Annotated in this window: 19 protein-coding genes; 9 read left to right on the forward strand and 10 right to left on the reverse strand. The window is 45.0% G+C overall.

What is annotated here, in order from left to right:
* The first annotated feature begins 93 nt into the window (after window positions 1-93).
* The 5 genes from U0033_RS02670 (at window position 94) to U0033_RS02690 (ending at window position 3,187) form a co-directional block, all read left to right on the forward strand.
* On the forward strand, window positions 94-588 hold the full coding sequence (locus tag U0033_RS02670; protein WP_072357927.1) for a DUF4251 domain-containing protein: 495 nt from the start codon (window positions 94-96) through the stop codon (window positions 586-588).
* Between the two features lie 131 nt (window positions 589-719).
* Entirely contained in the window at window positions 720-983 is a 264-nt protein-coding gene (locus U0033_RS02675; RefSeq protein ID WP_072357924.1) for a hypothetical protein, read from the forward strand.
* A 130-nt stretch (window positions 984-1,113) separates the two neighbouring features.
* Window positions 1,114-1,959, forward strand: coding sequence for a class I SAM-dependent methyltransferase (locus U0033_RS02680; RefSeq protein ID WP_072357921.1), 846 nt, complete (start codon window positions 1,114-1,116; stop codon window positions 1,957-1,959).
* Window positions 1,960-2,016: 57 nt separating this feature from the next.
* Window positions 2,017-2,463, forward strand: a complete 447-nt coding sequence (locus tag U0033_RS02685) for a nuclear transport factor 2 family protein (RefSeq protein ID WP_072357918.1) — start codon at window positions 2,017-2,019, stop codon at window positions 2,461-2,463.
* A gap of 268 nt (window positions 2,464-2,731) precedes the next feature.
* Window positions 2,732-3,187 carry a PA2169 family four-helix-bundle protein gene (locus U0033_RS02690; RefSeq protein WP_072357915.1) on the forward strand — a complete coding sequence of 152 codons (456 nt, stop codon included), beginning with the start codon at window positions 2,732-2,734 and terminating at the stop codon, window positions 3,185-3,187.
* Window positions 3,188-3,277: 90 nt separating this feature from the next.
* Here U0033_RS02690 and U0033_RS02695 read toward each other — a convergent pair whose 3' ends face one another.
* The 5 genes from U0033_RS02695 to U0033_RS02715 form a co-directional block, all read right to left on the reverse strand.
* The gene (locus U0033_RS02695) at window positions 3,278-3,628 is read right to left on the reverse strand and encodes an Hpt domain-containing protein (RefSeq protein ID WP_143150640.1); all 351 of its coding nucleotides are present in this window, start codon (window positions 3,626-3,628) and stop codon (window positions 3,278-3,280) included.
* A 20-nt stretch (window positions 3,629-3,648) separates the two neighbouring features.
* Window positions 3,649-5,007, reverse strand: a complete 1,359-nt coding sequence (locus U0033_RS02700; protein WP_072357909.1) for a sigma-54-dependent transcriptional regulator — start codon at window positions 5,005-5,007, stop codon at window positions 3,649-3,651.
* Window positions 5,008-6,554: 1,547 nt separating this feature from the next.
* On the reverse strand, window positions 6,555-7,727 hold the full coding sequence (locus tag U0033_RS02705) for a glycosyltransferase family 4 protein (RefSeq protein ID WP_072357900.1): 1,173 nt from the start codon (window positions 7,725-7,727) through the stop codon (window positions 6,555-6,557).
* A gap of 95 nt (window positions 7,728-7,822) precedes the next feature.
* Window positions 7,823-8,308 (reverse strand): response regulator, encoded by a 486-nt coding sequence (locus U0033_RS02710; protein WP_177318555.1) that lies wholly within the window; start codon window positions 8,306-8,308, stop codon window positions 7,823-7,825.
* A gap of 196 nt (window positions 8,309-8,504) precedes the next feature.
* The gene (locus tag U0033_RS02715) at window positions 8,505-9,743 is read right to left on the reverse strand and encodes a DEAD/DEAH box helicase (RefSeq protein ID WP_072357894.1); all 1,239 of its coding nucleotides are present in this window, start codon (window positions 9,741-9,743) and stop codon (window positions 8,505-8,507) included.
* A 160-nt stretch (window positions 9,744-9,903) separates the two neighbouring features.
* Here U0033_RS02715 and U0033_RS02720 point away from each other — a divergent pair, with 160 nt between their 5' ends.
* The gene (locus U0033_RS02720) at window positions 9,904-11,049 is read left to right on the forward strand and encodes a mechanosensitive ion channel family protein (protein ID WP_072358290.1); all 1,146 of its coding nucleotides are present in this window, start codon (window positions 9,904-9,906) and stop codon (window positions 11,047-11,049) included.
* Window positions 11,050-11,110: 61 nt separating this feature from the next.
* Here U0033_RS02720 and U0033_RS02725 read toward each other — a convergent pair whose 3' ends face one another.
* The 3 genes from U0033_RS02725 to U0033_RS02735 are packed head-to-tail and all read right to left on the reverse strand — an operon-like array spanning window position 11,111 to window position 15,061.
* The gene (locus tag U0033_RS02725) at window positions 11,111-11,566 is read right to left on the reverse strand and encodes a VOC family protein (RefSeq protein WP_072357891.1); all 456 of its coding nucleotides are present in this window, start codon (window positions 11,564-11,566) and stop codon (window positions 11,111-11,113) included.
* A gap of 23 nt (window positions 11,567-11,589) precedes the next feature.
* Entirely contained in the window at window positions 11,590-12,156 is a 567-nt protein-coding gene (locus tag U0033_RS02730; protein WP_072357888.1) for a T9SS type A sorting domain-containing protein, read from the reverse strand.
* 1 nt (window position 12,157) lies between these two features.
* Window positions 12,158-15,061, reverse strand: coding sequence for an OmpA family protein (locus tag U0033_RS02735; protein ID WP_072357884.1), 2,904 nt, complete (start codon window positions 15,059-15,061; stop codon window positions 12,158-12,160).
* Between the two features lie 369 nt (window positions 15,062-15,430).
* On the opposite strand from U0033_RS02735, the gene U0033_RS02740 reads away from it, so the two are divergent.
* Both U0033_RS02740 and U0033_RS02745 read left to right on the forward strand, forming a co-directional pair.
* On the forward strand, window positions 15,431-17,716 hold the full coding sequence (locus U0033_RS02740) for a GH92 family glycosyl hydrolase (RefSeq protein WP_072357881.1): 2,286 nt from the start codon (window positions 15,431-15,433) through the stop codon (window positions 17,714-17,716).
* Between the two features lie 298 nt (window positions 17,717-18,014).
* Window positions 18,015-19,181 (forward strand): FecR family protein, encoded by a 1,167-nt coding sequence (locus tag U0033_RS02745; RefSeq protein ID WP_083571385.1) that lies wholly within the window; start codon window positions 18,015-18,017, stop codon window positions 19,179-19,181.
* Window positions 19,182-19,374: 193 nt separating this feature from the next.
* On the opposite strand, the gene U0033_RS02750 is transcribed toward U0033_RS02745, so the two are convergent.
* Window positions 19,375-20,040 (reverse strand): response regulator transcription factor, encoded by a 666-nt coding sequence (locus U0033_RS02750; protein WP_072357876.1) that lies wholly within the window; start codon window positions 20,038-20,040, stop codon window positions 19,375-19,377.
* Window positions 20,041-21,065: 1,025 nt separating this feature from the next.
* Here U0033_RS02750 and U0033_RS02755 point away from each other — a divergent pair.
* On the forward strand, window positions 21,066-21,830 hold the full coding sequence (locus tag U0033_RS02755) for an SGNH/GDSL hydrolase family protein (protein WP_072357874.1): 765 nt from the start codon (window positions 21,066-21,068) through the stop codon (window positions 21,828-21,830).
* A 67-nt stretch (window positions 21,831-21,897) separates the two neighbouring features.
* Here U0033_RS02755 and U0033_RS02760 read toward each other — a convergent pair whose 3' ends face one another.
* Entirely contained in the window at window positions 21,898-24,924 is a 3,027-nt protein-coding gene (locus U0033_RS02760; RefSeq protein ID WP_072357872.1) for an efflux RND transporter permease subunit, read from the reverse strand.
* Window positions 24,925-25,271 lie beyond the last annotated feature (347 nt).

Here is a 25,271-nt window from a genome sequence, read left to right on the forward strand (position 1 = left end):
TATGTTATAACACGAAAATGGGATAGTATGTTGTTCACTTACAAGTTATTTTATTGGAATGATATTCGCAGTTACCTGGATAAATAATATTTTATGAAAAATATGCTGATAGCAGGCGTTATGGCACTTGCTATATCCCTGCCCGGTTTCACTTCTGCACAATCCAAATCTGATGAGAAAAAGACAGCAATTACGAACCTGATTAACAACCAGACCTACGTATTTACTGCTCAGTCTTCAATACCCGCAGGCCCTTCGCCTGACAGGCAGCTGAACGGAAATTATGATCTGACAGTGACGAAAGATTCAGTGATCAGTTACCTGCCTTATTTTGGCAGGGTGTATACGGCCCCGATGGATCCGACGAAAGGAGGGATTCAGTTTACCTCCACAAAGTTTGATTATAAGGTGACGGAGAAAAAGAAAGGCGGGTGGACGATCGTCATCAAACCAAGGGATACAGATCAGGCAAGTCAGCTGATATTAAACGTATCTACAGCTGGATATAGTTCATTGCAGGTGATTGGAAATAACAGGCAACCGATTTTATTCAATGGAACAGTTGACGCAAGGAAGCTGAAAAAATAGCTGCCTGAAGATAAAAATGGCAGTCAATCTAAAAAAGCCTAACCAATAAGTTAAAGTTATCATAAGATCTCCTGAATTTGGCATAGCGGAATGATTATTGTTTTTCATTATATGAACCAAAAACAGGTACCATGTCTAAGAAGACAAAAGACGGAGTAAAGCAATCCATACAGGAGCTGGCCATGGGGAACTTTAGAAGCTATCCCGAAGAATTTAATGAAGTATCAGGGGAAATAAAAGAACACGTTCAATCACTCGCAAATGGTTACTGGGATTCCAGGGACGACAAGGAAATTCAACACGATGAGCATCTGGGTATACGCCTTGAAGACTATCAGGCCTGGACGCTTGAAGCATTCGAGACATTTGTGAAACATGAGCATATGGTGAATTAGGTTGAAATTACCTGTTCACATGTTGAACTAAGCTGACTTTTAAAGTATTAATACGCAGAAAGGGTTACACTCCTAACCCTTTCTGCGTTTTTTTATATCTTTAAGCCAAAGCACAACCCACTACGTCGTTATGAAAAAATTCTCCGCCAGCCGGACAGCCCAGTACATGGCTTTGTTCCGGGCGCTTGAAACCCAGCGATCACATGATAAACTGGTCTACGACCCATATGCCATTCATTTTCTTGACCGTGGTTTTCAGATAGCCACCCGTTTAGCCGCATTGCCACTTTTCCATCGTATGATTCAGCGTATTATTCAAAAGAAGATCCCAGGTGCCTACTCTTCCGGTATTGCCCGTACGAGGTATATCGATGAACTGGTGCAGCAAGCTGTGAACCAGGGAGTACAACAAGTGGTCATATTAGGTGCGGGATTTGACACCAGGGCACTCCGGCTGGATTTCCTGCGCCTGTTGCCGGTCATCGAAATAGACCACCCCAATACTTCTGCTGTGAAAAAAGAAAAGCTGGGTAGTCTGCCTGCACATGTACAATACCTGCAGCTGGATTTTAATAACCAGGGCCTGGAGGATCTTGCGCTGAATACATCACTGCCTACTGTGTTCATCTGGGAAGGTGTGACCAATTACCTGCAGGAAGATGCTGTCGCGGCCACATTCCGGTTTATGGAAAAGTTCCCTGCAGGGTCCTATGTGATCTTTACTTACGTGGATGAAAAAGTATTGCGGGAACCAGGCGCCTATTACGGCGGAGAGAAATTGCTGCATGATGTAGCAGGACTGGAGGAGAAGTGGACATTCGGCTGGAAACCAGGAACTTTGAGGAAATATTTACATCAGTTTGGATTGGAATTGCTGGAGGATAATAGTGCAGTAGAATACAGCAGGCAATACATGCCGGGGCGAACGGAAAAGGGTTATGAGTTTTATCGTGTAGCTTTTGCCGTGAGGAAGTAGGGGATATAATTAATGAAGAAAGTAGTATCTTATATCAATTAACTATAACTACGTTTTATGAAAACTAAATTGTATTGTTTCCTGCTTTTATTTTGTACCATGACCACACTTTCATTTGCCCAGTCAAAAGAAGAAAAAGCTGTTGCTGCCCAGGTAGAACTCCTGCGTAAGGCAATGGTAGATGCTGATAAAGCGACCCTTGAGAAACTGACAGATGCAAAATTGTCCTACGGACACTCAGGTGGTAAAATTGAAGACAAGCCCGCATTTGTTGAGAATATTGTAAGTGGGCATTCTGATTTTGTATCTATTGATCTGACTGACCAGACGATAGTCATTAGTGGCAATACTGCTATTGTAAGACATAACCTGGCTGCCGCTACCAATGATAATGGCAAAGCCGGCAATGTTCATTTACATGTATTATCAGTTTGGGTGAAGGAGGGAAGCCAGTGGAAAATGATAGCACGGCAGGCGGTAAAACAGCCGGTAGCTAATTCATAAACAATGGTGAGTGGAGATGCAGTTGTCCTTATTATAATTAGCATAGGTATTCAATGAATTAAAAATACTCCTTCAATACCAGAGCACGTCTCCTTATTTACCCAAACTGATGACTAGTTTCCAGCCCTTGTGGCCTGCCTGTTTTAGTTTCGAACTCCCAAACCCTTACCGATGGCTCTTTTGGCATGATGGCATAATTTTTCTATTGGTAATTACAAACATATGGACCGGTTACGGTCTTATCTGTTAACCAATAAAAAAGTATTTTATGCAAGCGACATTGGAAACCATAGAGATCCTGAATGATCTGGTACAAATCAACAATGACCGCATTGACGGTTATGAAAAAGCGTTAGGAGAACTGAAAGAGGAAGATACTGATCTGAGAGCATTATTCTCTTCCATGATCAGCGAAAGCCATGAAATCAGACTGGCATTAGGTACAGAGGTCAATGCATTAGGTGGCGATATGGAAACGTCCACTACTACCAGTGGTAAAATTTACCGCGCCTGGATGGATGTAAAGGCCCTGTTTACAGGACACGATCGTCATACAGTACTGGCTAATTGTGAACGTGGGGAAGATGCGGCACAGAAAGCTTATAATACGGCGCTGGAAGATGAAGAGCTGCCTGCTTACCTGCGGGAAATGGTGTCTGAACAACAGCAGACATTAAGACGCTCTCACGACCAGATTAAAGCGCTGCGTGACGCTACTGAATAATTGCGTCATGCTGCCCGGATAATATTTGATCAGGCTTCTTATTTAGTCTATTTTTTACCGGACTTCCTCCTTATGGGAGGAAGTCTCTTTTTATACCTTTAATTCCTTTAAATCTTCTTCCATCATCGGTCTGATCTGCAAAAAAATCCCTTTCAACTGCGCTACCAATTCCTCCAGTTCCCCATCCCAATTCTTTTTTTCCTCCAGTTTCAAAATTATTTCCCTGGCACCCATTACCTCCATACTCAGCACGCTGGGTTTCAATTTATGAACTGTCCGTTTCAGGTCATGCAATACCTTCGTTTCCTGCAATAATTGCAGGTCATCAGCATACTCTGTCACAGAATTAATGAATAGAGAGATCATCTTATGGATGAACGCGGAGTTGCCAGAGATTTTGTAAAGATAGTTGTATGAATACAGTGCATGATCTGCTCGCATAATGATTGCAGGTTGTTGACTCAGGCGCCTTCAATCTCGCCTGTCTGAAGCATTTTGTAAATAGTAGACTTACCAATATCCAGTTTTTCCGCTACCAGCAGCACATTATCGTTGTACCGTTTCAGGTAGTTGCGGATAATCAGGCGCGTATACTCTCTGAGCGTTAACTCAGTATTGAGTACTGTGTCTACATCGTGGTTATTTCCGGAGAGGAAGGTGATATCGTCCGGCTCAATGATATTGTTTTCAGACATCACTGCGGCCAGTTCTATCACTGATTTTAATTCACGGATATTACCGGGATAATTATAGGTCAGCAGCTTTTCCCTGCCGGCAGGAGAGACCCTGATTTCCGGAATCTTATTTTCCTTGCAGTAATTGGAGAGGAAAAACTGGGTTAGAAGCAGGAGGTCATCCTTTCTTTCCCGGAGGGGAGGGAGCGCAATCGGCAGACCTACGATACGGTAATACAGGTCTTCCCTGAAATTTCCTTTTTTCACCTCATCAGCCAGGTTTTTGTGGGTTGCCACGACCAGGCGGAAGTCCAGCTTAATCTTGCTGTTGCCTCCCAGGCGGATCAGTTCTTTTTCCTGCAATACCCGGAGCAGTTTGCTTTGAATATTGAGGTCCATTTCCCCGATTTCATCCAGGAAGAGGGTGCCACCATTCGCTTCCTCGAATCGCCCGATTTTGCGGTTCTGTGCCCCTGTAAAAGCACCCTTTTCGTAACCGAACAATTCACTTTCCACCAGTTCCTTCGGAATAGCGGCCATGTTCACCGCCACATATGGATGGCCGCTCCGGGCAGAGTTATAATGGACAGCCTTGGCGACCAGTTCCTTGCCCGTACCGGTTTCTCCGGTGATGGATACATTGATCATGGAGCCGGCAGCCTTATCGATCAGGCGGAATACAGCCTGCAGGGCAGGGCTTTTTCCCACGATGGAAATAGAATAGTCATACCGGGTCTTGAGTTCTGCTTTTAGCTGTGTGATCTCATTTTTGAGGGATTGATTTTCCCGCAGGCGGATGATGGCTTTCCAGAGTAATTGCTGGGTGTTTTCATCCTTGACGAGGTAATCTTCTGCACCCATTTTAAGGAGATCTACGGCGGTGGTGATCTTTTCCTGGGCGCTGATGATGATCACAGGAACATTGGGTTGAGCCTGCTTTATCTTACGGTACAGTTCTTCGCCATTCATATCGGGAAGACCGAAATCGATAGTAATCAGATCTGGTTTACGGTGCAATTGGGCCAGGCATTCCTTACCTGAGCCGATCAGGGTTACTTCGTAATCGGGGTTCTGACTGAGGTAGTGTTCCAACAAATTGCCATACCATTTGTCGTCTTCAACTATAAATATCTTAAAATCGAGCATTCATGGAATTTTCCGTTAAATTAGGAAATTTTCCAATCATGATCGATTCAGTTCCTGATCAGTTTTGATCATTTTTCCACTATTGCTGCAATATTTTTATGCAGGGTGTCTAAAATCTTAAGCCGATAATGTAAATTTTTAATGCTAATGACCCATCCCTGGCCCCACTCCGTCGTACAAAATCTTATCACGTGGGGCCTGGATGAATCGGTTATGAAAAAAGCGCGATATTTCTTTAATTTCTTTTGCTCTCTACGATTCACTTTTACTTTATGAATCATCTCCTGGCCCCTTCGCTGGTTTCCCCATTCAACATCTGCACAGGGGCCGGGATGACGCATTCTCACATATTGTTCACTAGTTATAAAAAAATCTTCTGTAATGACGAGCTCTTATGTTAGCATACGTTATGGTGTGAAAAACTCTATTGCCAGCAAGTACGCTATTGTTGCATCTAAACGCTCTGATTAGTAATCACTCAATTGTTAGCATAGGTTATGATCTTTCACACCTGTTCGCTCTGCACCTTTTTCATTGTTCACTCTTTCAAATGCACTGGCAATGATTTTTTTCATACTCACATGGATGATCTCTTTCACTTATCATTTTCACATAAAATCTCTTCACTTCCCGTTCTCAATTCAACCTCACCACACAATACCTCCACACTTCCTAGTCCTTCTCACAATTCAATCTCCACACTTTCTACATTCAATTCAACCTCATCACATAATACCTCCACACTTCCTAGTCCTTCCCGCAATTCAATCTCCTCACTTTCTACGTTCAATTCAACCTCACCACACAAATCCTTCTCACTTCATCCTCCATCCCGTTCACATCTCTTCGCATCCCCCAAACGACTCCTTCCATTCTCTCAGCACTCCTAAAAATCATTGCCATTCCTCCCTCTCTGTTTAAAAGCAAAATCAAAATCCCCTTTACTTTCCTGCTTTGTTCCGCCACGGAACCATTATAAAAACCCGAAATCAAAATTCCTTCTCAACATAGCTCCTTTCCCCTGGCCCCTTCCATCATCCCGGTCTTCTCTACCACCGGGGCCAGGATCCGAAGTTTTCACATGCTCTTAACAAAAAATAACCCCTAAAAAACCATTATATAAAACAAAACCCCAAATAAAATCGCTCTCAATCAAACTTCCATCTCCAGGCTCCTCACACAATATCTCCCCCTAAAAAACCTATCGGAGCCGGGATGTGAAGTCACATACTCTGAACAAAACCCTATGAAAAAACCCCTATGAAATATGAAAAACCCCAGCTTCATCGCTTTCCAAAACCTCAAAAACAAAATCGCTCTCTCAACTCCGCAATAAAATCTCTTTCAAACTAAACTTCCATCTCCTGGCCCCTTCCTCAAAATCTCCCCTGTTAATATCCACCGGGGCCGGGATGTGAAGTTCCACATACTCAAACAAAATATCTTTCATCGAATCCAGTATCCGCAGGCCCCATTTCCTTTCGCTTGTCCCCCTCTTACTTCACAGTGGGGCCCCGATACTGATACACGCAACAAAAAGTTTCTAATTAGTTCAACGCGGTGTTCAGGTATTCCTGCAAAGCCGCAGGATAAAGCAATACCTCAGCTACCTCTTGTTTTTTAATGGGAGTATAGCAGGTTCCCTCCATAAATACATCCTCTACCTGCTGCTTGAAATGTGTAGGCTTAAACTGACTTGCTACCAGCTGCGCCGCACAACTCATATCCGCGTATAATGGCTTGTTGTTTAATAACTGCTCAACATGTTTGCGTACCTGCTCTACATAATGACCACTGATGCGGTATCCGTTCCAACCATGCGCTACCAGCTCATTCGCTCCACCAGCCAGAGGTACAATCACCGGGCGACCATAACTCATCGCCTGAAGAATACTGATATCAAACGTCTCCTGGTAATGTGCCGCATGAGACAGGTTTAGTACTACAGCCGCACGTTGATAGAATGGGTGCATATTCAGCTGTGTATCGTAAATCATGAGGTTAGCCGGTACCTTCATGCCTTTAAAATGTTCTGCAATTTCTTTATATGTCGCCTTGATAATCAGTTCAAACTTCGTTTGAGGCATGGCATTCGCCAGTTCTATTAATTCGGCCACACCGCTTTGCGCTTCCAGATTAGCCACCATCAGGATGGTTTTTCGGCTGCCCTGATTCGCATGTAATATCGCCTCCTGAACAAATGAACTTGGCAGGCAACTATGAATAATTCTCTTTTCTGCTTTCTTAAATTCAAACTGAGACTGTACAAACCTCGAAGCATATACGACCTGCTGTGCTAATACCTGTGCACTCTTCAACATCACCTTTCTGAATGCTGCCGGCTGTATGGCGGTCTCGTGAATGTGGTAGGTCAGGTGCGCTCCCTTCAGCCTGCTGGCCCATGCTGCTCCAAAAGGTTGTAACGTATTCACATATACTTTATCATCCTTTTTACTCAACCAAAGTACCTTGAAGAAGATACTCATCTGCGCCAGCAGGAAGCTGAAGAATAAACGCGTTTTGTTCCCCCGTTCTATATAATTTATGTAGTGATACTGTATGTTTGATAAATCGGTCAGGTATCCCGGTGTATGCGCATTGCCGTTTGTAATCAAATGGATGTCCATGCCTTTCCCCGCTAATGCTTCCAGCGATTCGCGGAAGATCAGTGTGTTACCACTCCTGTCGTTCGATAAGTGAACTGCTATTATCTTTTTCATGGGTCGCGTGATTTAAAAATTAGTTTAACAGGTATAGGGATAAAAGGACTATGGTGTAAGCAATCGTAGGTTAGGCAGTTAAATAGAGCATTGGTTTAATGTCTTAGCATATCATGCACAAAGCTCACTATCATTAGCGTGGCCACAATCAGGCTAAAGAAAAAGAAGAACCTGTTATTACGTTTTTTCTTCTTCAGATAATCCTGTACAACGAACAACTTACTGAGTGTTGATGTAATGTGTTCCAGCACATTGTCGTCCTTTATGATATAGTCAAATGCCCCGTTTTTGAGAGAAGCAGTCGCAATGTCTGGCTGCTGTCTTGCACTGGCGAAAATGACAAAAATGTTAGTATTAAAACGCTTGATCTCCTTCAGCACATCCAGGCCAGTCATATCACCAAGATCATGATCCAGGATTACGATCTCAGGCTCATCTGCCAGTACTTCCAGGAAGTCTTTGCCGGAAAGAAAACAGGAGACGTTGGTGTAGCCCTGAGCTCTCAGATGTTTATCGTAAGTCGCCAGGTAAAATGGATCATCATCTACGACGTATATCTTGCTGTCTGTTTTTGTTGCCATTTTGTTGCCGTTTGATATAGTAGAAACCATTTTGAGACCAAAATTTTGGCACGTTGTAAATCGGCCATGGTGGCTCGTTTTTGAATTGGCACGGTACGAAAAAGGTCTATTTTCAGGAAGAAATTCCAAAATCTGGAAAAAGAAAAGGCCCTGGTCGTAAAACCAGGGCCTTCCCTATATCTTATCAATAAAAAGCCTAGCGCTTATTATTGTTACTATACCTGTTCTTATTATTCCGGTGCTTATACCCTCCGGGCCGCTTCTTTCCACCACCACCAGGTCTCGCCGTATATTCCGGTACAGGACCCAGTTCCTCCGGCACCACCGCCTTTGTCACCGATTTTCCCAGTACTTCTTCAATCCGCGCAAATTTCCTTTGCTCCTTTTCAGAAATGATCGTATACGCCGTTCCCTCGGTCGCCGCTCTCGCCGTACGCCCGATTCTGTGGATATAATCTTCCGCGTCGTTCGGCACATCGTAATTGATCACCAGGTTGATATCCTCAATATCAATCCCCCTGCTCAAGATATCTGTCGCCACCAGGATCTTCAGTTTCTTTGACTTAAAATCCATCAGCACCTGTTCACGCTTATCCTGCTCCAGGTCGGAGTGGATCTGTTCTACCGTGAATTTGGCTTTCTGCAACTCGTACGTCAGCTGCTTCACATTCTGTTTCCTGGAACAGAAGATGATAATATTCTCAAACTGTTTCGCCTTCAGCAAGGCTTTTATCAGCGCTGGCTTCTGTTCATCGTACACCACAAAGGCCTCCTGCACGATCTTTTCAGGCGGCTTGGAGATGGCAATATTAATCTCCTCCGGCTTGTGCAGGATCTTCAGCGCCAGTTTACGGATCTTTTCCGGCATCGTCGCAGAGAACAGGAGATTCTGCCGCTGCTTGGGCAGGAAGGACGTGATCTTAATGATGTCATCACTAAAACCCATGTCCAACATACGGTCAGCCTCATCCAGCACCAGGTATTTCACCGCATCCAGTTTCACATAGCCCATATTCAGGTGGGCAATCATACGACCAGGCGTACAGATTACCATATCCACCCCGGAAGTCAGGGCCTTCTTTTCGGCAGAGAACAAGGCACCATTACTTCCTCCATATACAGCAATAGAGCTGATATTGGTAAAATATGACATCCCTTCCAGTGTCTGTGCGATCTGCACCGCCAGTTCTCTGGTAGGAACAATGATCAGGGAATTGATCTTATGGTTATCGTGATGCTCGGTGAGGAGCCGGTGAATAATGGGGAGCAGGAAAGCAGCCGTCTTACCCGTACCTGTTTGTGCACAGGCCAGGATATCTTTACCAGCAATTATCGGGGGTATAACTTTTTCCTGTACAGGCGTTGCTGTGGTATAACCCATTGCGTCAATTCCGTCTAATACCCTGTCATCCAGGTCAAATTCATCAAAATACAAAGCGATGTACTGTTTAAATAATTAAATATTTCTTAAAGATAGCATAATCCGGCCAAAAACGGTTGTTAAGGTTAGGAACACCCAAAAAGGACAGATTAGCCGGCTCTTCCCGGTATGTTCTTTGCGGGAATTTAGACTTTTCATGACAAAATACATGACTATGCTGGAAGATTTACAGACAAGCCTGCACCTGCCGCCAGTCTTATGGAATATTTTGCTTGGCGCCTCGGCACTCATTACTGGATTAATTATCAAGTATCTGCTGGCGTTTATCCTGCACCTGAGCACAAAAAAGAATACCGGTTATTCCCTAATCAGGTCCATTCTTAACCGACTGGGCCTGGCCGTAAATTACCTGCTGCCATTACTGGTTTTTAACATGGTCCTTCCATTTATGGAGCTTTCCCGGAAGCCCATGAATTTTCTCACCAAAACGGCGGAAATCGGCCTCATTATAGCCTTTGGCTTCTCCCTCACAGGCCTTGTCAAAGTCTTTGAGGACTATGTGTACAATACCTACGATCTGAGTAAAGAAGATAATCTCCGTGAACGTAAATTGAGGACTCAGCTACAGTTCGTACGTAAATTTGCCGTTAGTACTATTTTAGTGCTTACACTTTGTGCAGTACTACTCAGTTTCGACAGTCTTCGTAAGATCGGAGCCGGTTTACTCACCGGTGTGGGCGTCAGTGGTATCATCATCGGTTTTGCTGCCCAGCGTTCCCTGTCCAATTTTCTCGCCGGTATGCAGATTGCCTTTACACAGCCTATCCGCATTGACGATGTACTGGTCGTGGAAGGCGAGTGGGGCAGGGTAGAAGAGATCACCCTTACCTATGTTGTACTCGGCATCTGGGATCAGCGCAAACTGATCCTGCCGATCAATTACTTTATTGAAAAACCTTTCCAGAACTGGACCCGCACCGGTTCTGCCATCCTTGGCACCGCCTTTTTATACCTGGATCATACTGCACCATTCGATGCAATGCGGGAAGAATTTGATCGTATTCTCAAAACACATCCACTCTGGGATCGGAGAGTAAAGGCGGTACAGGTCACTGATATTAAAGAACGGGTAATTGAAGTCCGTTTCCTCGTGAGTGCTAACAGTTCAGGAAAAGCCTTTGACCTTCGCTGTGATATCAGGGAAAAGATGCTGGTCTTTTTGAGAGATAAACATCCTTATTGCCTGCCTAAAACACGGGCCCTGCTAGAGGAGGGTGCCAGTAAAACCCTACAGGAAGAGGAACTGAACCAGCCCAAAGTAACGGACCTGAATCCATTTAATCCACCCCGGCAGGCCTGATCCGGGCGTTGGTTAACCCAGGCCTGAGACCTGGGGCGCAGGCTTGCTGAACTTATCTGTATCAATATTTGTCATCATTCACCTCGATCCAGTTGCCTTCCGGGTCCTTGAAATACACCTGCTGTACCCCATCTACTCTCTTAGTTGGTGTATCTGCAACGCCCTGCCAGCTCTCAAACGGGATCTTATTTGCATGCAGCCGTTGTACAAACGCTGCCATTTCCGGTACACTAAAACACAAATGCCCGTTCTTATCATGCGTAGTCACTGCCGCTGCCCCTCTGATCAGGTGTAGCTGGCTATGTTCGCCGATCTTAAACCAGGAATGCTTGCCGTCATGAAAAGGTTCTGGAATCGTATCTATCCGGAGAATATCCCGGTAGAATGTAGTGGTTTTTTCGAGATCGTATACATATACGGCGATATGGTTCAATACCGGGCTTTTTTCTTGGGCAATGGCGCGTATATGGGTCATCAAAACAATTGCCAGCAGGCAGGGTGGAATTATCTTTTTCATACCTTTAAGATAAGGTATATTCCCTAAAGTCTCACCCGTACAAATTTTCGGCTGGCTTTGATCCCCGTATCCATAAACAGGGTGACCACATATATACCAGGGTTATATTTCTCTGTATCAAACTGGTAAAGAAAGATACTTTCCTTAACGTCCACCGTCTTCGAATCTGTAAACATCAGCTGACCAGACAAACTCACAATCCTGATATCAATCTTCGTGATCCCCGAACTACCAGTACCATCACTCATTACATACTTCGCTGTAGCCGTACTGGTGTAAGCAGGATTCGGATAGATCGTCATATCATCCTTCTTATATGCAATCGTATCCCCGAGAGGCTGCTCAAATCCGGACCAGAGCACGTAGTTCAGACTACTATCTGCAAAGATGAGCGGTTCCCCGATATTATATGCAATATAAAATGTCCCCTGTACCAGCAAAGCCTCGCCGGCAGTACTGATAGTATACTGTTTGGCCGACCATTTCAAGACGCTATCGGTAGTGGATGACTGTCCATACGACAACCCTGCTACCATGAGCATGGCAGTCATCAGCAGGCTTATAAATATGGTTTTTCTCAGATTTATCATTTTAAGGTCTTTCTGAATAAATTGCGATTTCTACGCGTCGGTTCTTCTCTCTGGCAACCTGGGTATTTTCTGCGCTCAGGGGCTTAGTTTGTCCGTAACCGATAGTCGTGATATGATCTGCATTCACTCCTTTTGAGGTCAGGTAGGTCTTTACCGCTTCGCTTCTTTTTTCTGAAAGGGTTTGATTAAATGCCGGGGTTCCTTCATTGTCAGTATGGCCGCTTAGTATAACGTGCCATTCTGGATGAGTGGTCAGCAGGGTAGCCAGCTTGTCCATAGATGACAGTGAACTTTTGGCAATTTCCGCTTTCGCACTTGCAAACTGGAGGTTAGAGAATGCTTTGTTTACGATCGTAGCTTCTTCTTTTTTCAGCGCTACCTTGTTAGTGGCGCCTGATTTCGCTGCGGCTGCCGCTATTATTTCATTTGCTTTACCCGCAGTAACGGCTGCTGCAGCTGCTGCTGAATCAATTACCGGCCTGGTTTCTTCAATTGTTGGCAGCGGACCCGGTGCTTCTGCAAAACGCTGATCAGCATAGTTCAGCTCACTGCCGGTAGCACTGATCTCATTCGCCCTGCTGGCTACAATCTGCCAGGTAAAAGAGACATTGGATGCGCCATTCTGCAATTCTTTTACATCAAAACCAGTTGCAGACTTGTTAGTTACAAACACACCGTTACAATCGCCTTCCAACTGGATAAATACCTTCAGCGGATGTTTGGCATCTACAAGAATATGCTGGGTCAATAATTTGTCGAGATCAATATGCGCCTTACCATTTGTCAGTTCACCTGTTCCATAATCCTGGAACAATACTTCCGGCGCTTCCGGGCAATACAGCAAACGACGTGTTCCTGCTTCATCTTTCACAATAGTTGATTTGGTACCTGTGGTCGCAAATCCTAAGAATGTACCGGCAGCTGCCTGACCCGCAATATAAATATAACCGATAGGCGTACTACCATAGCGACTTTCAAAATAGGCTCCCCAACGACCAGCATCACCACCGGAGTTGGAAGAACTCTTACCAAAACCAGCTACACCAATATAACCAACACCTGATACACCCGCACCACCGGTAGCCGGCGCAACCACCGGCATGTTATTACCACCACCTGCTACACCCACGCCCATAGTTCCATTGGAAACACCACCCACACCTACTACACCATAATAACTACCATTACCCAGCACGCCCGCGCCATTGGTCGTTGGCCCCTGCAGCAGACTTGCATTCGTATAGTCCAGGTTGTTACCTATCCCCATCAAACCAATACCAGCCGTACTCTGTGACCAGCCTATCACCCCTGCACCATAGGCATTACCGCTATATAGATAAGGAGACCGCGTAGATCCAAAGATTCCGTAGCCCCCCTGACTTGAATAGTTTTCACCCTTTATCGGAAGTGAACTTTTTGTGTTTGACCAGCCATAGATACCTGCACCCGCAGAAGATACACCCTGTATACCATAACCATTACTATAGTTACGGCCATAAATGGCTGCAGTACTGTTTGAGTTATAAGCGTTGATCGCATGGTCTGTACTTGGTTCACCCGGGTTCAGTGCCAGTGGAGAACCACCGCCAAACACTGTCAATACCGCCTGCCCCTGGGAAGAAGCCGTATCCGCAGTACCGTTTACAAAGATCCTGGAAGTATTCGTAAAGTGAATTCTTTCCTGCTGCGTGCCATTACCATTGGTCTTGATAGCAAAAGCAGCGGTATCGAGCGTACCAATAAACTCTGTGTTACTGTTGGTACCTGTATTCCCTGTCGTGAGCCAGGCTTTCTTGGTTGCTTTCAGGGTATCGGAGCTGGCAGTTGTTGCAAGACCCAGTACACCGTTATTCTGAAACTCCAGCGTTTTTAAAGTCCAGCCGGTACCACCTTCCGCCAGTACCTGCCATGCTGCACCATCATAGATATAAGCAGCACGATCAGTCGTATTATAATAAGCATGATTCAGGGTTGGAGTGGCAGGTGCTGTAGCGAAAGAGCCTAACCAGGTTATACCTACCCCCTGGATACCATCCATTGTAAGGGTCTGCCATCCGGTACCATCATAGATGTAAGACTTTTTATCAGTAGAATTATAATAAGCCTGGTTGATAGCCGGAGATACCGGTGCATCAGTGAGTGTACCCAGCCACACCAGTGTCGTACCATCTGCACCATCCTGGGTCATGATCTGCCATGCACTGCCATCATAGATGTAAGACTTCTTGTCTGTCATATTATAATAAGCATTGCCCGCAACCGGACTACTTGGATCCACGGTGAACTGGCCTAACCAGGAAATACCGTTTCCATCCTGGGTCATAACCTGCCATACACCCAGGCTATCATAGATATAAGATTTTCTGTCAGTACTGTTATAATACGCATCCCCGGTAATCGCTGTAAGCGGCGCTATTGTCTTAGTACCTTTCCAGCTGATACCTGTTCCAGTGCCGCTGCCGCCGGTACCACCGCTGCCGCCATTGGCAGCATACATCGCATATGGTACAGCAAACATCTGAACTGGTGTACCAATAGGATCGTAGCTACCCGAATTGGTCATATCTACAGAAGCCTGCAGATAAACAGTACCACTGCTCCAGGGAATAGCTGACCAACTACCTTTAAGCACCGTACCCTTGCCTATGACCGCACTGACAATACCCTGTGCAGAACTCACTAAACCCTGCACCTCTTCGTAAACGGGCACACCACCGGATGTAGCGGAAAAAGAGAATTTGAGCAGACATGTCAGGTTTGCTGCCACGCCCTGCGTACTGGTTTTTCTCAAAACCGCCTGATAGTTCATACCTTGTAAGCCGGTAATTGCCGAACCTGATTGTGCATTTACACTGCTTACACAAAGGAAAAGAGGAAAAAGTAAAATGAGTAAAATTGCTTTCATCTCATAGGATATTTGGCCTGCGCTAAAAAATATAGAATATCTCAATTTAAAAGATATTATCATATATTAACTTAAATATAGTAAAGATAGTATTAATATTTTAAACTTTCCGGAGAAAGTGTCTTTTTTGCAGCCTAAGTGCTCCCTGGTATGCAAAAATGGCCGAAATCAGCTACTGTATTTCTTGATGATCAAGGATTTTAGCTGAATATTAAATTATCGGAAATAGTAAGTAGCCCTAATAAATACATTGAATATCATATCATTTATTCATTTGTATAACATCTTAACCCTGACTGATGTCATTTTCACCGGACTTTACTTTCTGCCAGGAGCGCCGTATCTTGGAAGTCTAAAGGATTTCAAGATATGAAATTGGGACTCATGCATTACCCAATGCTGGCAGCAGCCTTGCTGGCTACCGGCATTCAATTAAACGGTCAATCAAAAAAGACAGTTGTTACAGGCACTAAGGTTTACCAACCAGTTGATTATGTAGATCCATACATCGGATCAGGCGGCCACGGCCACGTATTTGTAGGGGCAAACGTACCTTTTGGTGCGGTACAGGTAGGCCCTAATAATATCGTAAAAGGTTGGGATTGGTGCTCTGGCTATCATTACTCTGACAGTGTAGTGATCGGCTTCTCGCAAACCCACCTCAGTGGTACAGGTATCGGTGACCTGGGCGATGTACTGATCATGCCGTATACCGGCAAGGTACGTACGAACCACGGTACTCAGGATAATCCAACCAGCGGTTATGGCTCGCACTACACCCACGCCCACGAAACAGCCAAACCAGGTTACTACGCTGTCACGCTGGAAGACTACAGGATCAAGGTGGAACTGACCGCCTCCGAAAGAGTAGGTTTTCATAAATATACCTTCCCTGCCAACCAGGAAGGGCATATCATAGTAGACCTGAAAGAAGGTATCGGCTGGGATGCACCTGTGGAAACCTACATCACTAAAAAAGATGATTATACCCTGGTAGGCTACCGCTATTCCAAAGGCTGGGCAGTAGATCAGCGCCTGTGGTTTGCCATTAAAAGTAATGTACCGCTGAAGAACTTTAGTGTGTACGATGGTAACGACCTGCAGAAAGGTACCCAACTGAAAGGCCAGCAGGTAAAAGGTTTGATCTCCTTCGATAAAGCACCTGCTACCGTACTGCTGAAAGTGGGCATTTCCCCCGTAAGCAGCGAAAATGCCCTGGAAAATATCAAGTCAGAAATTCCGGGATGGGATTTCGCAGCGGTGAACAAAGCAGCTGTTGCCAAATGGAATACAGAACTGACTAAAGTAAGTCTTACCACCCGGAACGACTCTGCCAAGACCATCTTCTATACTTCCTTATATCATACCATGATCGCACCTTCCTTATTTAATGACCACAGCGGTACATACCGTGGTACAGATAAGAAGGAATACGCAAACCCGGGCTTCAATAACTATTCAGTATTTTCACTCTGGGATATCTATCGTTCAGATATGCCGATGTATACACTGTTGCAGCCTGAACGCATAGGCAGTTTTGTCAATACCATGCTGGCTATTTACAAACAACAGGGCAAATTGCCTATCTGGCACCTGGATGGTAATGAAACTGATTGTATGGTGGGCTACCATGCCGTACCTTTCATTGCAGATGCTTACCTGAAAGGCTATACCGGGTTTGATCCGAACGAAGCATTCGAAGCCATGAAAGCCTCTGCCACCAGGGATGATTATGGAATGAAAGACATCAAAGCAAAAGGCTATATTTCTTCAGAGCACGAGAGAGAATCCGTATCCAAAGCAATGGAATATGCGATCGATGACTGGTGTATAGCCGCCATGGCAAAGAAACTGGGCCGTACTGAAGATTTCGCGTATTTCTCTAAAAGAGCAGCATACTATAAGAACTACTTCGATCCTTCCGTACGTTTTGTACGTCCAAGAATGGATGATGGCAGCTGGAAATCTCCTTTCGATCCGTTCAATTCCGTTCACGAATTCGGCGACTTTACAGAAGGGAATGCCTGGCAGTATACCTGGCTGGTGCCACAGGATCCGGAAGGCTTAATCGCATTGCTGGGTGGTGATGAACCATTCACAAAGAAACTGGATAGCCTGTTCACTGCCAAAGGTGATATGGGTGCAAAAGCTAGTAGTGATATTTCCGGTCTGATCGGTATGTATGCCCATGGTAATGAACCCAGCCATCACGTTACTTACCTCTACACTTACGCCGGCAACCAGTGGAAGACTGCAGAAAAAGTAAGACAGGTGGTTAAAGAATTCTATACCACCACGCCTGAAGGTCTGGCCGGTAACGAGGATTGCGGCGCAATGTCTTCCTGGTATGTCATGTCTTCATTAGGGTTCTACCCTGTAAACCCTGCCAAGGGTATTTATGTACTGGGTAGCCCGCTGTTTGACAAGGCCGTAATGAAACTGGCAGGTGGTAAGACCTTCACTGTTGAGACAAGCAACAATAGCAACGAAAATATTTATATTCAGAGCGTTACTTTGAATGGTAAACCGTATAAGAACAGCTATATTCGCCATGCGGATATGGTGAAAGGTGGAGAGCTGAAAATCGTGATGGGGCCTAAACCTAATTACGAATTTGGTAAAGCACCTGAGAATCGTCCGGATTCTAAATTCTAGTTTTTATACTTCTAATTTAACTTTTCCAAAGCCGGCCGCAGGCCATAGTTTGCCGCTAATGATTGCTGATGCCGAAGGTATCCGCAATTATTAGCGGTTTTTTATGTTAAAATACTACTCATTTTTGCGAAAATAATACCGTGCAAATGTGATTAAGCGTAAGAAAAACAACTTGTTATCTCAAATCATTAACTGGTAGTTAACTTAATTATCAAACAGATAGCCGTAGCTTCGATGCAATAGATTGCAGTATAAATTCACGTGCGGAAGCCCACCGTCTTATTTAACAAGGAATTATATGATGATCGAGAATCACGAGCACATTTACCAACTCCTGTTGGAAAAACGAAACGGTACAATCAGCGAAGCAGATGATGCCTGGGTAGTTAGTCTCATCGACACCCATGAAGAAATCGCCCTAATGTGGCAGGCCCTGAGGCATAGTTATAGTGTGCCCGGCGAAGATCTCCACTGGCAGCAGATCGACGAAAAAGCCGCCTGGAACAATGTCAAAAACCAACTCACCATACGTTCCCGCAGGGTAAAAATGAACCGCATCGGGATGATGGCAGCAGCCATCGCAGTACTGGTTGGCCTGGCCATCAGTGTTATCTGGCGCTCCGGCATCTGGGAAAAGGATCCCCTTCCGCTGGCAGCAGCCACTCACCCGGACAAGGGAGTGCCCGGTCTCAAATTGCAGCTGGCCAATGGCACCACCGTAGCCCTGCCCTACAACCAGCCCAGCCAGCAGATAACTGCGGGTGATGTACAGCTCAGTGCCGGTGCCAAACAATTACAATACACCTCCAATGCAAAGATGGGAGAAGGGTTCAATACCCTGACCGTTCCCCCAAAAATGGATTATAAACTCGCTCTTTCAGACGGTACAGAAGTATGGCTGAATGCTACTTCCAAACTCCGGTTCCCATTTGCCTTCAATGGCGATAAAAGGGAGGTATACCTGGAAGGTGAAGCCTACTTCAATGTAGCAAAGAAAGACGGACAGCCTTTTATTGTACACACTGCCCATTCAGATATCACCGTACTCGGTACCAGCTTTAATGTCAATGCATATGGCAAAGAAATAACCACTACCTCCCTGGTGACAGGGAAGGTGCTGACAAAATTTGGTGACAGGGAAGTCATTCTGAAACCCGGTCAGGAAGTCGCATTCAATACCGAAAACAAGTATAGCGTAAACACCTTCGATACGGATGAAGTACTGGCATGGATGCGTGGCCTGTATGTATTCCACAACACCTCCCTGGACCATATCGCTGCAGTTATAGAGCGTTGGTATGGCGTGAAAGTGGTATTCGACGACCCGACCATCGCCGGCAAGAAATTTACTGGCGGACTGGAAAAACAGCAGCGCCTCGATTACTTCCTCGAAACACTACAGATCATCGGAGACCTGGACTATTACTACGATAAAGATGTATTGCATCTCAAACTGAAGAAATAATTGTTCTCCAGACAATTATAAATTCAGATAAAATAAAAGACTACAGGCATTGGTTGAAAATATGCATGTATTTATCTGAGCGCCCGGCAGGGCATCGCAACAGCCGCGAAAAGAAATGGCTTCTACCGAAGGTGGAAGCCATTTCTTTTTCTTCCACTTTTTAATAAATGCAAAACTCTTAATACCAATGAACCTAACTCAAGATCCGGTATTGCTGTTGTAGATTACGGATAGCGTACTTGATCAGGGAATTGTGCCCTGTCAGGTTCAGCTTTTTGGAGATGTTGTGTCTGTGGTTCTCTACAGTCTTAATACTGATATTGAGTGCCTGTGCAATCTCTTTGGTGCTTAATCCTTCTGCAATCATCTGCATGATGCGCAGTTCTGTTTTACTCAGTTTGCCGTGTATCTCCGGGGCAACTACTGGCATAGACACAATGGTCGTGTGTTTCTTTTCCCGCTGTTGCAGGTTGAAAACAGTAAACCTTGTGATCCTCGATTTGATGCTCATGAGCAGTTCTTTGCTCTTAAAAGGCTTGGTCAGAAAATCATCTGCGCCGAGATTCATACCCATGCGCATGTCTTCCTTACCTTCTTTGCCACTGATCAGGATAAGGGGCAGATGCTGCAGTGTGGGGTCATTTCGCAGTTCCATGAGAAAGTGGTAGCCACTGCCACCTCTCAGTTTCACGCCACATACAATGAGGTCTGGTTTAAACTGACGGCTCATGTACATCCCTTCTTCAGGTGTCGTACTGGTAATCAGATCGTAGTTGTGAAGGGTTAGCAGCTGCTGGATTTTGCGGATTAAAGCAGTGTCTTCCTCTAAAAGTAAAATTTTATAGATCGGTGCTTTCATTCAATTTAGTTTGAGCTGGTTTATACGTTCCCGTTAGGCCTGTATTATCTGCATCGGGCCTTTTTTTTAGCTAGTTCTCATTAGAACGCATATCTCCTGCTTACGTGGTTTAATGGGACTGACGCTTACCACTTTTAGATTGAATAAATTTTCCCTCTCTGATTGGTGAAAGCGATGAATGAAAGATGGTTCCTTTCTCCAAAGTTGCAGGTAATGTACTAATGACCATACTCATGTTTTTTTAGTCTAAATAATAATGTCTTTTACTTAGTGGGGTTTTTCAAGAAGATAGGTATGGGTTCCAACTGCTGACCTGCACGTAAATATGCGTCAAATAACCACCTCTTTTGCGTGTTCAGCTGTGGTCGGTGTGTAAAATAAGTGTTAGCACCTAGAAATATGTGTGTCCTTACTCATTTTATAAAAAAGCGTGCCAATAAATAGAGTGGTGCCGATAACAATTAGCCATCTTTACACCAACAAACGCATAACGCGTTTAAAACTAATTATATTCAGTGTAAAAATTAATATCAATAAGGTATAAAAATTATGCCTGATAGTATTGAATTAATTTTTGGAATGATATAAAAGTGCAAGAGAAGGAATATAACATGCATTATTAACGGAGATCCATATCCATAATAAGCCAAACGCTCACCAGGCCTTGGTATAAGTATTTGATACCAGGGCAACTGTGGCAGATTTGGAACCGAAAGGCTCCGAACCATCATTCCCGGTATACCAGGCTCTGCATAGAACTGTGTAGGCTTGCGCTTAAAAGTAAATAAAAACAAGTTATTAATACACAGGTTTTCATAGGATAGATAACTAGCTAGCCGCCCATTCCTGGGCGGCCTTTTTGTTTTTAAAGACGGTATCATTGGTTTTGGGGTGTAATTACAAAAAATACCCCGCTACCATTTCTCCCACCTGTTTCCTTTTATATAAATAATTTCTTAGTTTTATTCCCCAGGTCCTCAGACCCTTCTAACTGCAATGTATATACTATTAACTTAAAAGATTCCATGGAACAATCCACTCATTCACCAAGGAGAAAGTTTCTCCGCAACTTATCACTTGGAACCCTGGGCCTTGCTGCCCTTCCTGATATTTCCTTTGCCGCTGCTCACAGTGAAAAAGCAAAAAAGATCACCCTGAAAAAAGATGCTGTCATCCTGTTTCAGGGGGATTCAATCACTGATGCCGGCCGTAAGAGAGATCATGATGACGCCAACAATGGCGCTGCATTAGGTACCGGCTATGCGTTTCTGGCCGCAGCTGCCCTGTTAAAAAAATTCCCTGATCGCAACCTGAAGATCTACAACAGGGGTATCAGTGGCAATAAAGTGTACCAACTGGCAGAACGCTGGGATGCCGACTGCCTGAACCTTCAGCCGGATGTACTTAGTATTCTCATTGGGGTCAATGATTACTGGCATACCCTCACGGGTGCATATACCGGTACTATCAAGACCTATAAGGACGATTTTACAGCCCTGCTGGATCGTACGAAGCAAAAATTGCCCGGCGTACAGCTGATTATTGGAGAACCCTTTGCGGTGAACCATGTGAAAGCCGTGGATGATAAATGGTTCCCTGCTTTCAATGATTACCGTGTGGCTGCAAAGGAGATTGCGATGAAATACGATGCCGTGTTCATTCCTTACCAGGATATTATTGATAAGGCACAGCAATCTGCCCCGGGAAGTTACTGGACAGGGGATGGAGTCCACCCGAGCCTGGCCGGTGCAGAACTGATGGCAAGTAGCTGGCTGGAAGCTGTAAAGTAATAAATGCATATAAATACGAACGCTTCTGCCGGAAGGCAGAAGCGTTCGTGTTTTAAATAATGAACTCCTAATACATCAATTTATAGACCACCGGCGTTACCACCCTCGATAACAAAGTAGAACTGATCAAACCCCCAATCAATACGATCGCCAGCGGCGCAATTAAAGGATTCGTACTGATCGCAATCGGAATCAAACCCCCAATCGCCGTCAATGAAGTCAATACAATCGGCAAAAACCTGATCTCACCCGCCTCACGGATCGCTTCGTCCAGCGTCTTACCCTGCTCCCGCAACTGGTTCGTAAAGTCCACCAGCAGGATCGTATTTTTCACCTCAATCCCCGCCAGCGCAATCATCCCAATGATCGCCACAAAAGAGAGGGTATTGCCCGTCATCCACAGTGCCACAGCCGCACCTACCACACCCAGCGGGATCACTGACAATACAATGAAGGTGCTCTTGAAGGTCCTGAACTCTAGGATCAGCACCGCAATAAACATAAACACCGTCAGGATAATAATGCTGGTAAAGTCACCAAATGAATCCTTCCGTGACTCAATCTCACCACCCATCTCATAAGAATAACCCGCTGGTTTTGGCAGCGCATCCATCTTCGCAATCACCTCGTTCAATACCTTGTCTACCAGCACCCCCTTGTCCACAAATGCCGTCACAGATACCACTCTTCTCTTTTCCTGGTGACTGATACTGATAGGAGAGTTCTCCATTTTCAGATCCGCCACCTGGCTCAAAGGAATCGATTTTCCATCATTCGCATTTACATACAGGCTATTAAATACATCCATCGTAGGTCTGCCACGCTTGTTTCTTGTGAGCAGGATGTCGTAATCATTGTCATTATTATCCGCATAGTGCCCCAGGTTCAGCCCTGCTACCGCCAGTCGTACTGTACGGTCTATATTCAGACTCGGTACACCCAATTGCTGCGCCTTTTCTTTATTGATCACGACCCTGATATCACTCTTCAGTAATTTCACCGGGTTGTCTACGTAAATCGTACCGGGTGTTTTGCGTAATATTTCTTCCGCACGGCCAGCCATTTCTCTCAGTGAATCCAGGTTATCGCCGAACAACCGGATCTCAACCGGTGCCGGTAATGCTGGCCCCTGCTCAAAATTCTTGACCTCTACTTTTGCACCGGGATAGGGTGTCCAAAGTTTACGCAACTTGTCAATCAGTGCCAGTTTTTTATCAGGAGCTATCTCCGGTTTCAGCTGCACAAAGATCTGCGCATAGTCACTCCTTTCATGTTCCTGTATGATATTATAATAAACCCTTGGATTACCACGGCCTATATTCGTAGAGAAATATTGGATGTCTTTCTCTGTCTTTAATACCTTCTCGATCTCCAGCGCAATGTCGTGCGTATAGGGCAGATTAGATTGTGCCGGTGTGGTAATATTGATGAGGAACTGTGGCTTTTCAGAAGCAGGGAATAAACTGAATCCAATCACCTTGAACAGGTAGATCGCTCCGCCAAAGATGATCACAGTTGCCACTACTGTCATGATGGGGCGTTTCAGTGCACCATCCAGCAGTTTGCTGTAACTACCGTGGATCAGGCGTTTCAGGCCACGCATAAAGATGTTGCCATCCGGATGGCCGGTATGTGCTTTCAGTAATTTACTGCTCAAAAAAGGAATGATTGTCAGTGATACAAGCATAGAAGCCAGTACACTAAAGATCACAGCCAGTGGTAATCCCCTGATGAAGTCACCAGAACCTTCGGGCATAAATACCAGTGGCATAAAGGCAATGATCAGTGCAGCTGTACAGCCGATTACCGCTAATCCAATCTGTTTGGTTGCTTTCAAAGTCGCGTCCAGCCTGTTATGCCCTTCCAGCATCCATCGTTCAATATTCTCTACCACGACTATGCTGTCATCCACCAGCAATCCTAAGGCAACTACCAGGCCTACGATGCTCAGCTGGTTCAGGTTATATCCAAATACATTCAGCAGGATGATGCCGATAGATAATGACAGGGGAATAGAGATCATAACAATCAGCGCGGGTCTGAAACCCAGTGGGAGCAGGGTTACGGCTACCAGCAGGATCGCAATAATAAAGTCTTCACCTAGTCCGCTCAGTCGCCTGTTTACGTTCTCCGCCTGGTCAAAATTTCTGACCAGGTCAATATTTGCAGGCAGTGTTTTTTTGAACTGCTCTATCACGGGGCCATACACTTTTTGTGTCTTACTGATATTCTCACCTTCCTTCTGTGCCGCGACGAGGAATACGCAACGGTGCGCATTCAGGCGTGTCGCATAGGTGTCGTCATTAAAGCCGTAGTAAACATTCGCAATATCTTTCAGGAAAATATTCTTGTTGCTGTTGACATTGATCACGGTATTTTTGATCTCATCGAGTGATTTATAGCTGCCGCTACTCTTGATGTTGTAAGTGCGATTACCTGCATCAATACTACCACCGGGGATGTTGGCCATTTCGCCCTGTAAGCTGCCGATAACGCTGTTGACAGAGATGCCCATCTGCGCAATCTTTTCCATCTGGAGTTCGATGCGGACCTGCCTGTCAGGAACGCCGTGGATCTCTACATTTTTCAGCTCTTTCAGTCTTTCCAGTTCATCCTGTAATTTCTCTGCATAGTATTGCAGTTTATCCATGGGGGCATTTTCTGACACCAGGCCCAGTTGCAGGATGTTTACGTCACTGGGCTGGAAGCGCATCACGTCAATGCGTATATTTTCTGGTAGTTCGCCACGTTTACCATTTACCACGCGCAGTACTTCCTGGTACTTCTCGTTCACATCGCTGCTGTATTTATATTCTACCCTGATCACGGCCAGACCATCCCCAATGGAGGTGCGCAGCCTTTTTACATTTTCCTGGGCATAGAGTTCTTTTTCCAGGGGGTCTACGACCAGGTCTTCCATATCTTTTGGACTGGTGCCCGGGTAGACAACGACCACGGAATAGGTAGGGGCGTGCATTTCCGGGTCTTCGGAACGGGGCATATTGAAGATGGTCATGATGCCCAGTGTGATGATCATGATAAAGATGACCAGGGTGAACTGGTAATTCTTTACCGCATATGTTGAAATTTTCATGTGCTGATTTTGAAACGGCGCGGCTTATTTTACACTAATCGGACGACTATCCGAGATGCAAAGCATTGCCGCAAATGGGAAAAGTTCAATTTGTCTTATGCTAATCGGACGACTATCCGAGATGCAAAGCATTGCCGCAAATGGGAAAAGTTCAATTTGTCTTATGCTAATCGAACTATCATCCGAGATGCAAAGCATTGCCGCAAATGGGAAAGAGTTCAATTTGTCTTATGCTAATCGAACTATCATCCGAGATGCAAAGCATTGCTGCAAATGGGAAAAGTTCAATTTATTTTACGCTAATCGAGCTATCATCCGAGATGCAAAGCATTGCCGCAAATGGGGAA

Origin of the sequence: Chitinophaga sancti, from assembly GCF_034424315.1 — a bacterium.
Classification (GTDB): domain Bacteria; phylum Bacteroidota; class Bacteroidia; order Chitinophagales; family Chitinophagaceae; genus Chitinophaga; species Chitinophaga sancti.

Coding starts and splice junctions, on each gene's coding strand:
- U0033_RS02690 (WP_072357915.1), top strand. CDS start 2,732: ATGCAAGCGACATTGGAAACCATAGAGATCCTGAATGATCTGGTACAA.
- U0033_RS02700 (WP_072357909.1), bottom strand. CDS start 5,007: ATGCTCGATTTTAAGATATTTATAGTTGAAGACGACAAATGGTATGGC.
- U0033_RS02740 (WP_072357881.1), top strand. CDS start 15,431: ATGAAATTGGGACTCATGCATTACCCAATGCTGGCAGCAGCCTTGCTG.
- U0033_RS02705 (WP_072357900.1), bottom strand. CDS start 7,727: ATGAAAAAGATAATAGCAGTTCACTTATCGAACGACAGGAGTGGTAAC.
- U0033_RS02730 (WP_072357888.1), bottom strand. CDS start 12,156: ATGATAAATCTGAGAAAAACCATATTTATAAGCCTGCTGATGACTGCC.
- U0033_RS02755 (WP_072357874.1), top strand. CDS start 21,066: ATGGAACAATCCACTCATTCACCAAGGAGAAAGTTTCTCCGCAACTTA.
- U0033_RS02745 (WP_083571385.1), top strand. CDS start 18,015: ATGATGATCGAGAATCACGAGCACATTTACCAACTCCTGTTGGAAAAA.
- U0033_RS02760 (WP_072357872.1), bottom strand. CDS start 24,924: ATGAAAATTTCAACATATGCGGTAAAGAATTACCAGTTCACCCTGGTC.
- U0033_RS02735 (WP_072357884.1), bottom strand. CDS start 15,061: ATGAAAGCAATTTTACTCATTTTACTTTTTCCTCTTTTCCTTTGTGTA.
- U0033_RS02695 (WP_143150640.1), bottom strand. CDS start 3,628: ATGCGAGCAGATCATGCACTGTATTCATACAACTATCTTTACAAAATC.
- U0033_RS02720 (WP_072358290.1), top strand. CDS start 9,904: ATGCTGGAAGATTTACAGACAAGCCTGCACCTGCCGCCAGTCTTATGG.
- U0033_RS02710 (WP_177318555.1), bottom strand. CDS start 8,308: ATGGCAACAAAAACAGACAGCAAGATATACGTCGTAGATGATGATCCA.
- U0033_RS02750 (WP_072357876.1), bottom strand. CDS start 20,040: ATGAAAGCACCGATCTATAAAATTTTACTTTTAGAGGAAGACACTGCT.
- U0033_RS02725 (WP_072357891.1), bottom strand. CDS start 11,566: ATGAAAAAGATAATTCCACCCTGCCTGCTGGCAATTGTTTTGATGACC.
- U0033_RS02685 (WP_072357918.1), top strand. CDS start 2,017: ATGAAAACTAAATTGTATTGTTTCCTGCTTTTATTTTGTACCATGACC.
- U0033_RS02680 (WP_072357921.1), top strand. CDS start 1,114: ATGAAAAAATTCTCCGCCAGCCGGACAGCCCAGTACATGGCTTTGTTC.
- U0033_RS02670 (WP_072357927.1), top strand. CDS start 94: ATGAAAAATATGCTGATAGCAGGCGTTATGGCACTTGCTATATCCCTG.
- U0033_RS02675 (WP_072357924.1), top strand. CDS start 720: ATGTCTAAGAAGACAAAAGACGGAGTAAAGCAATCCATACAGGAGCTG.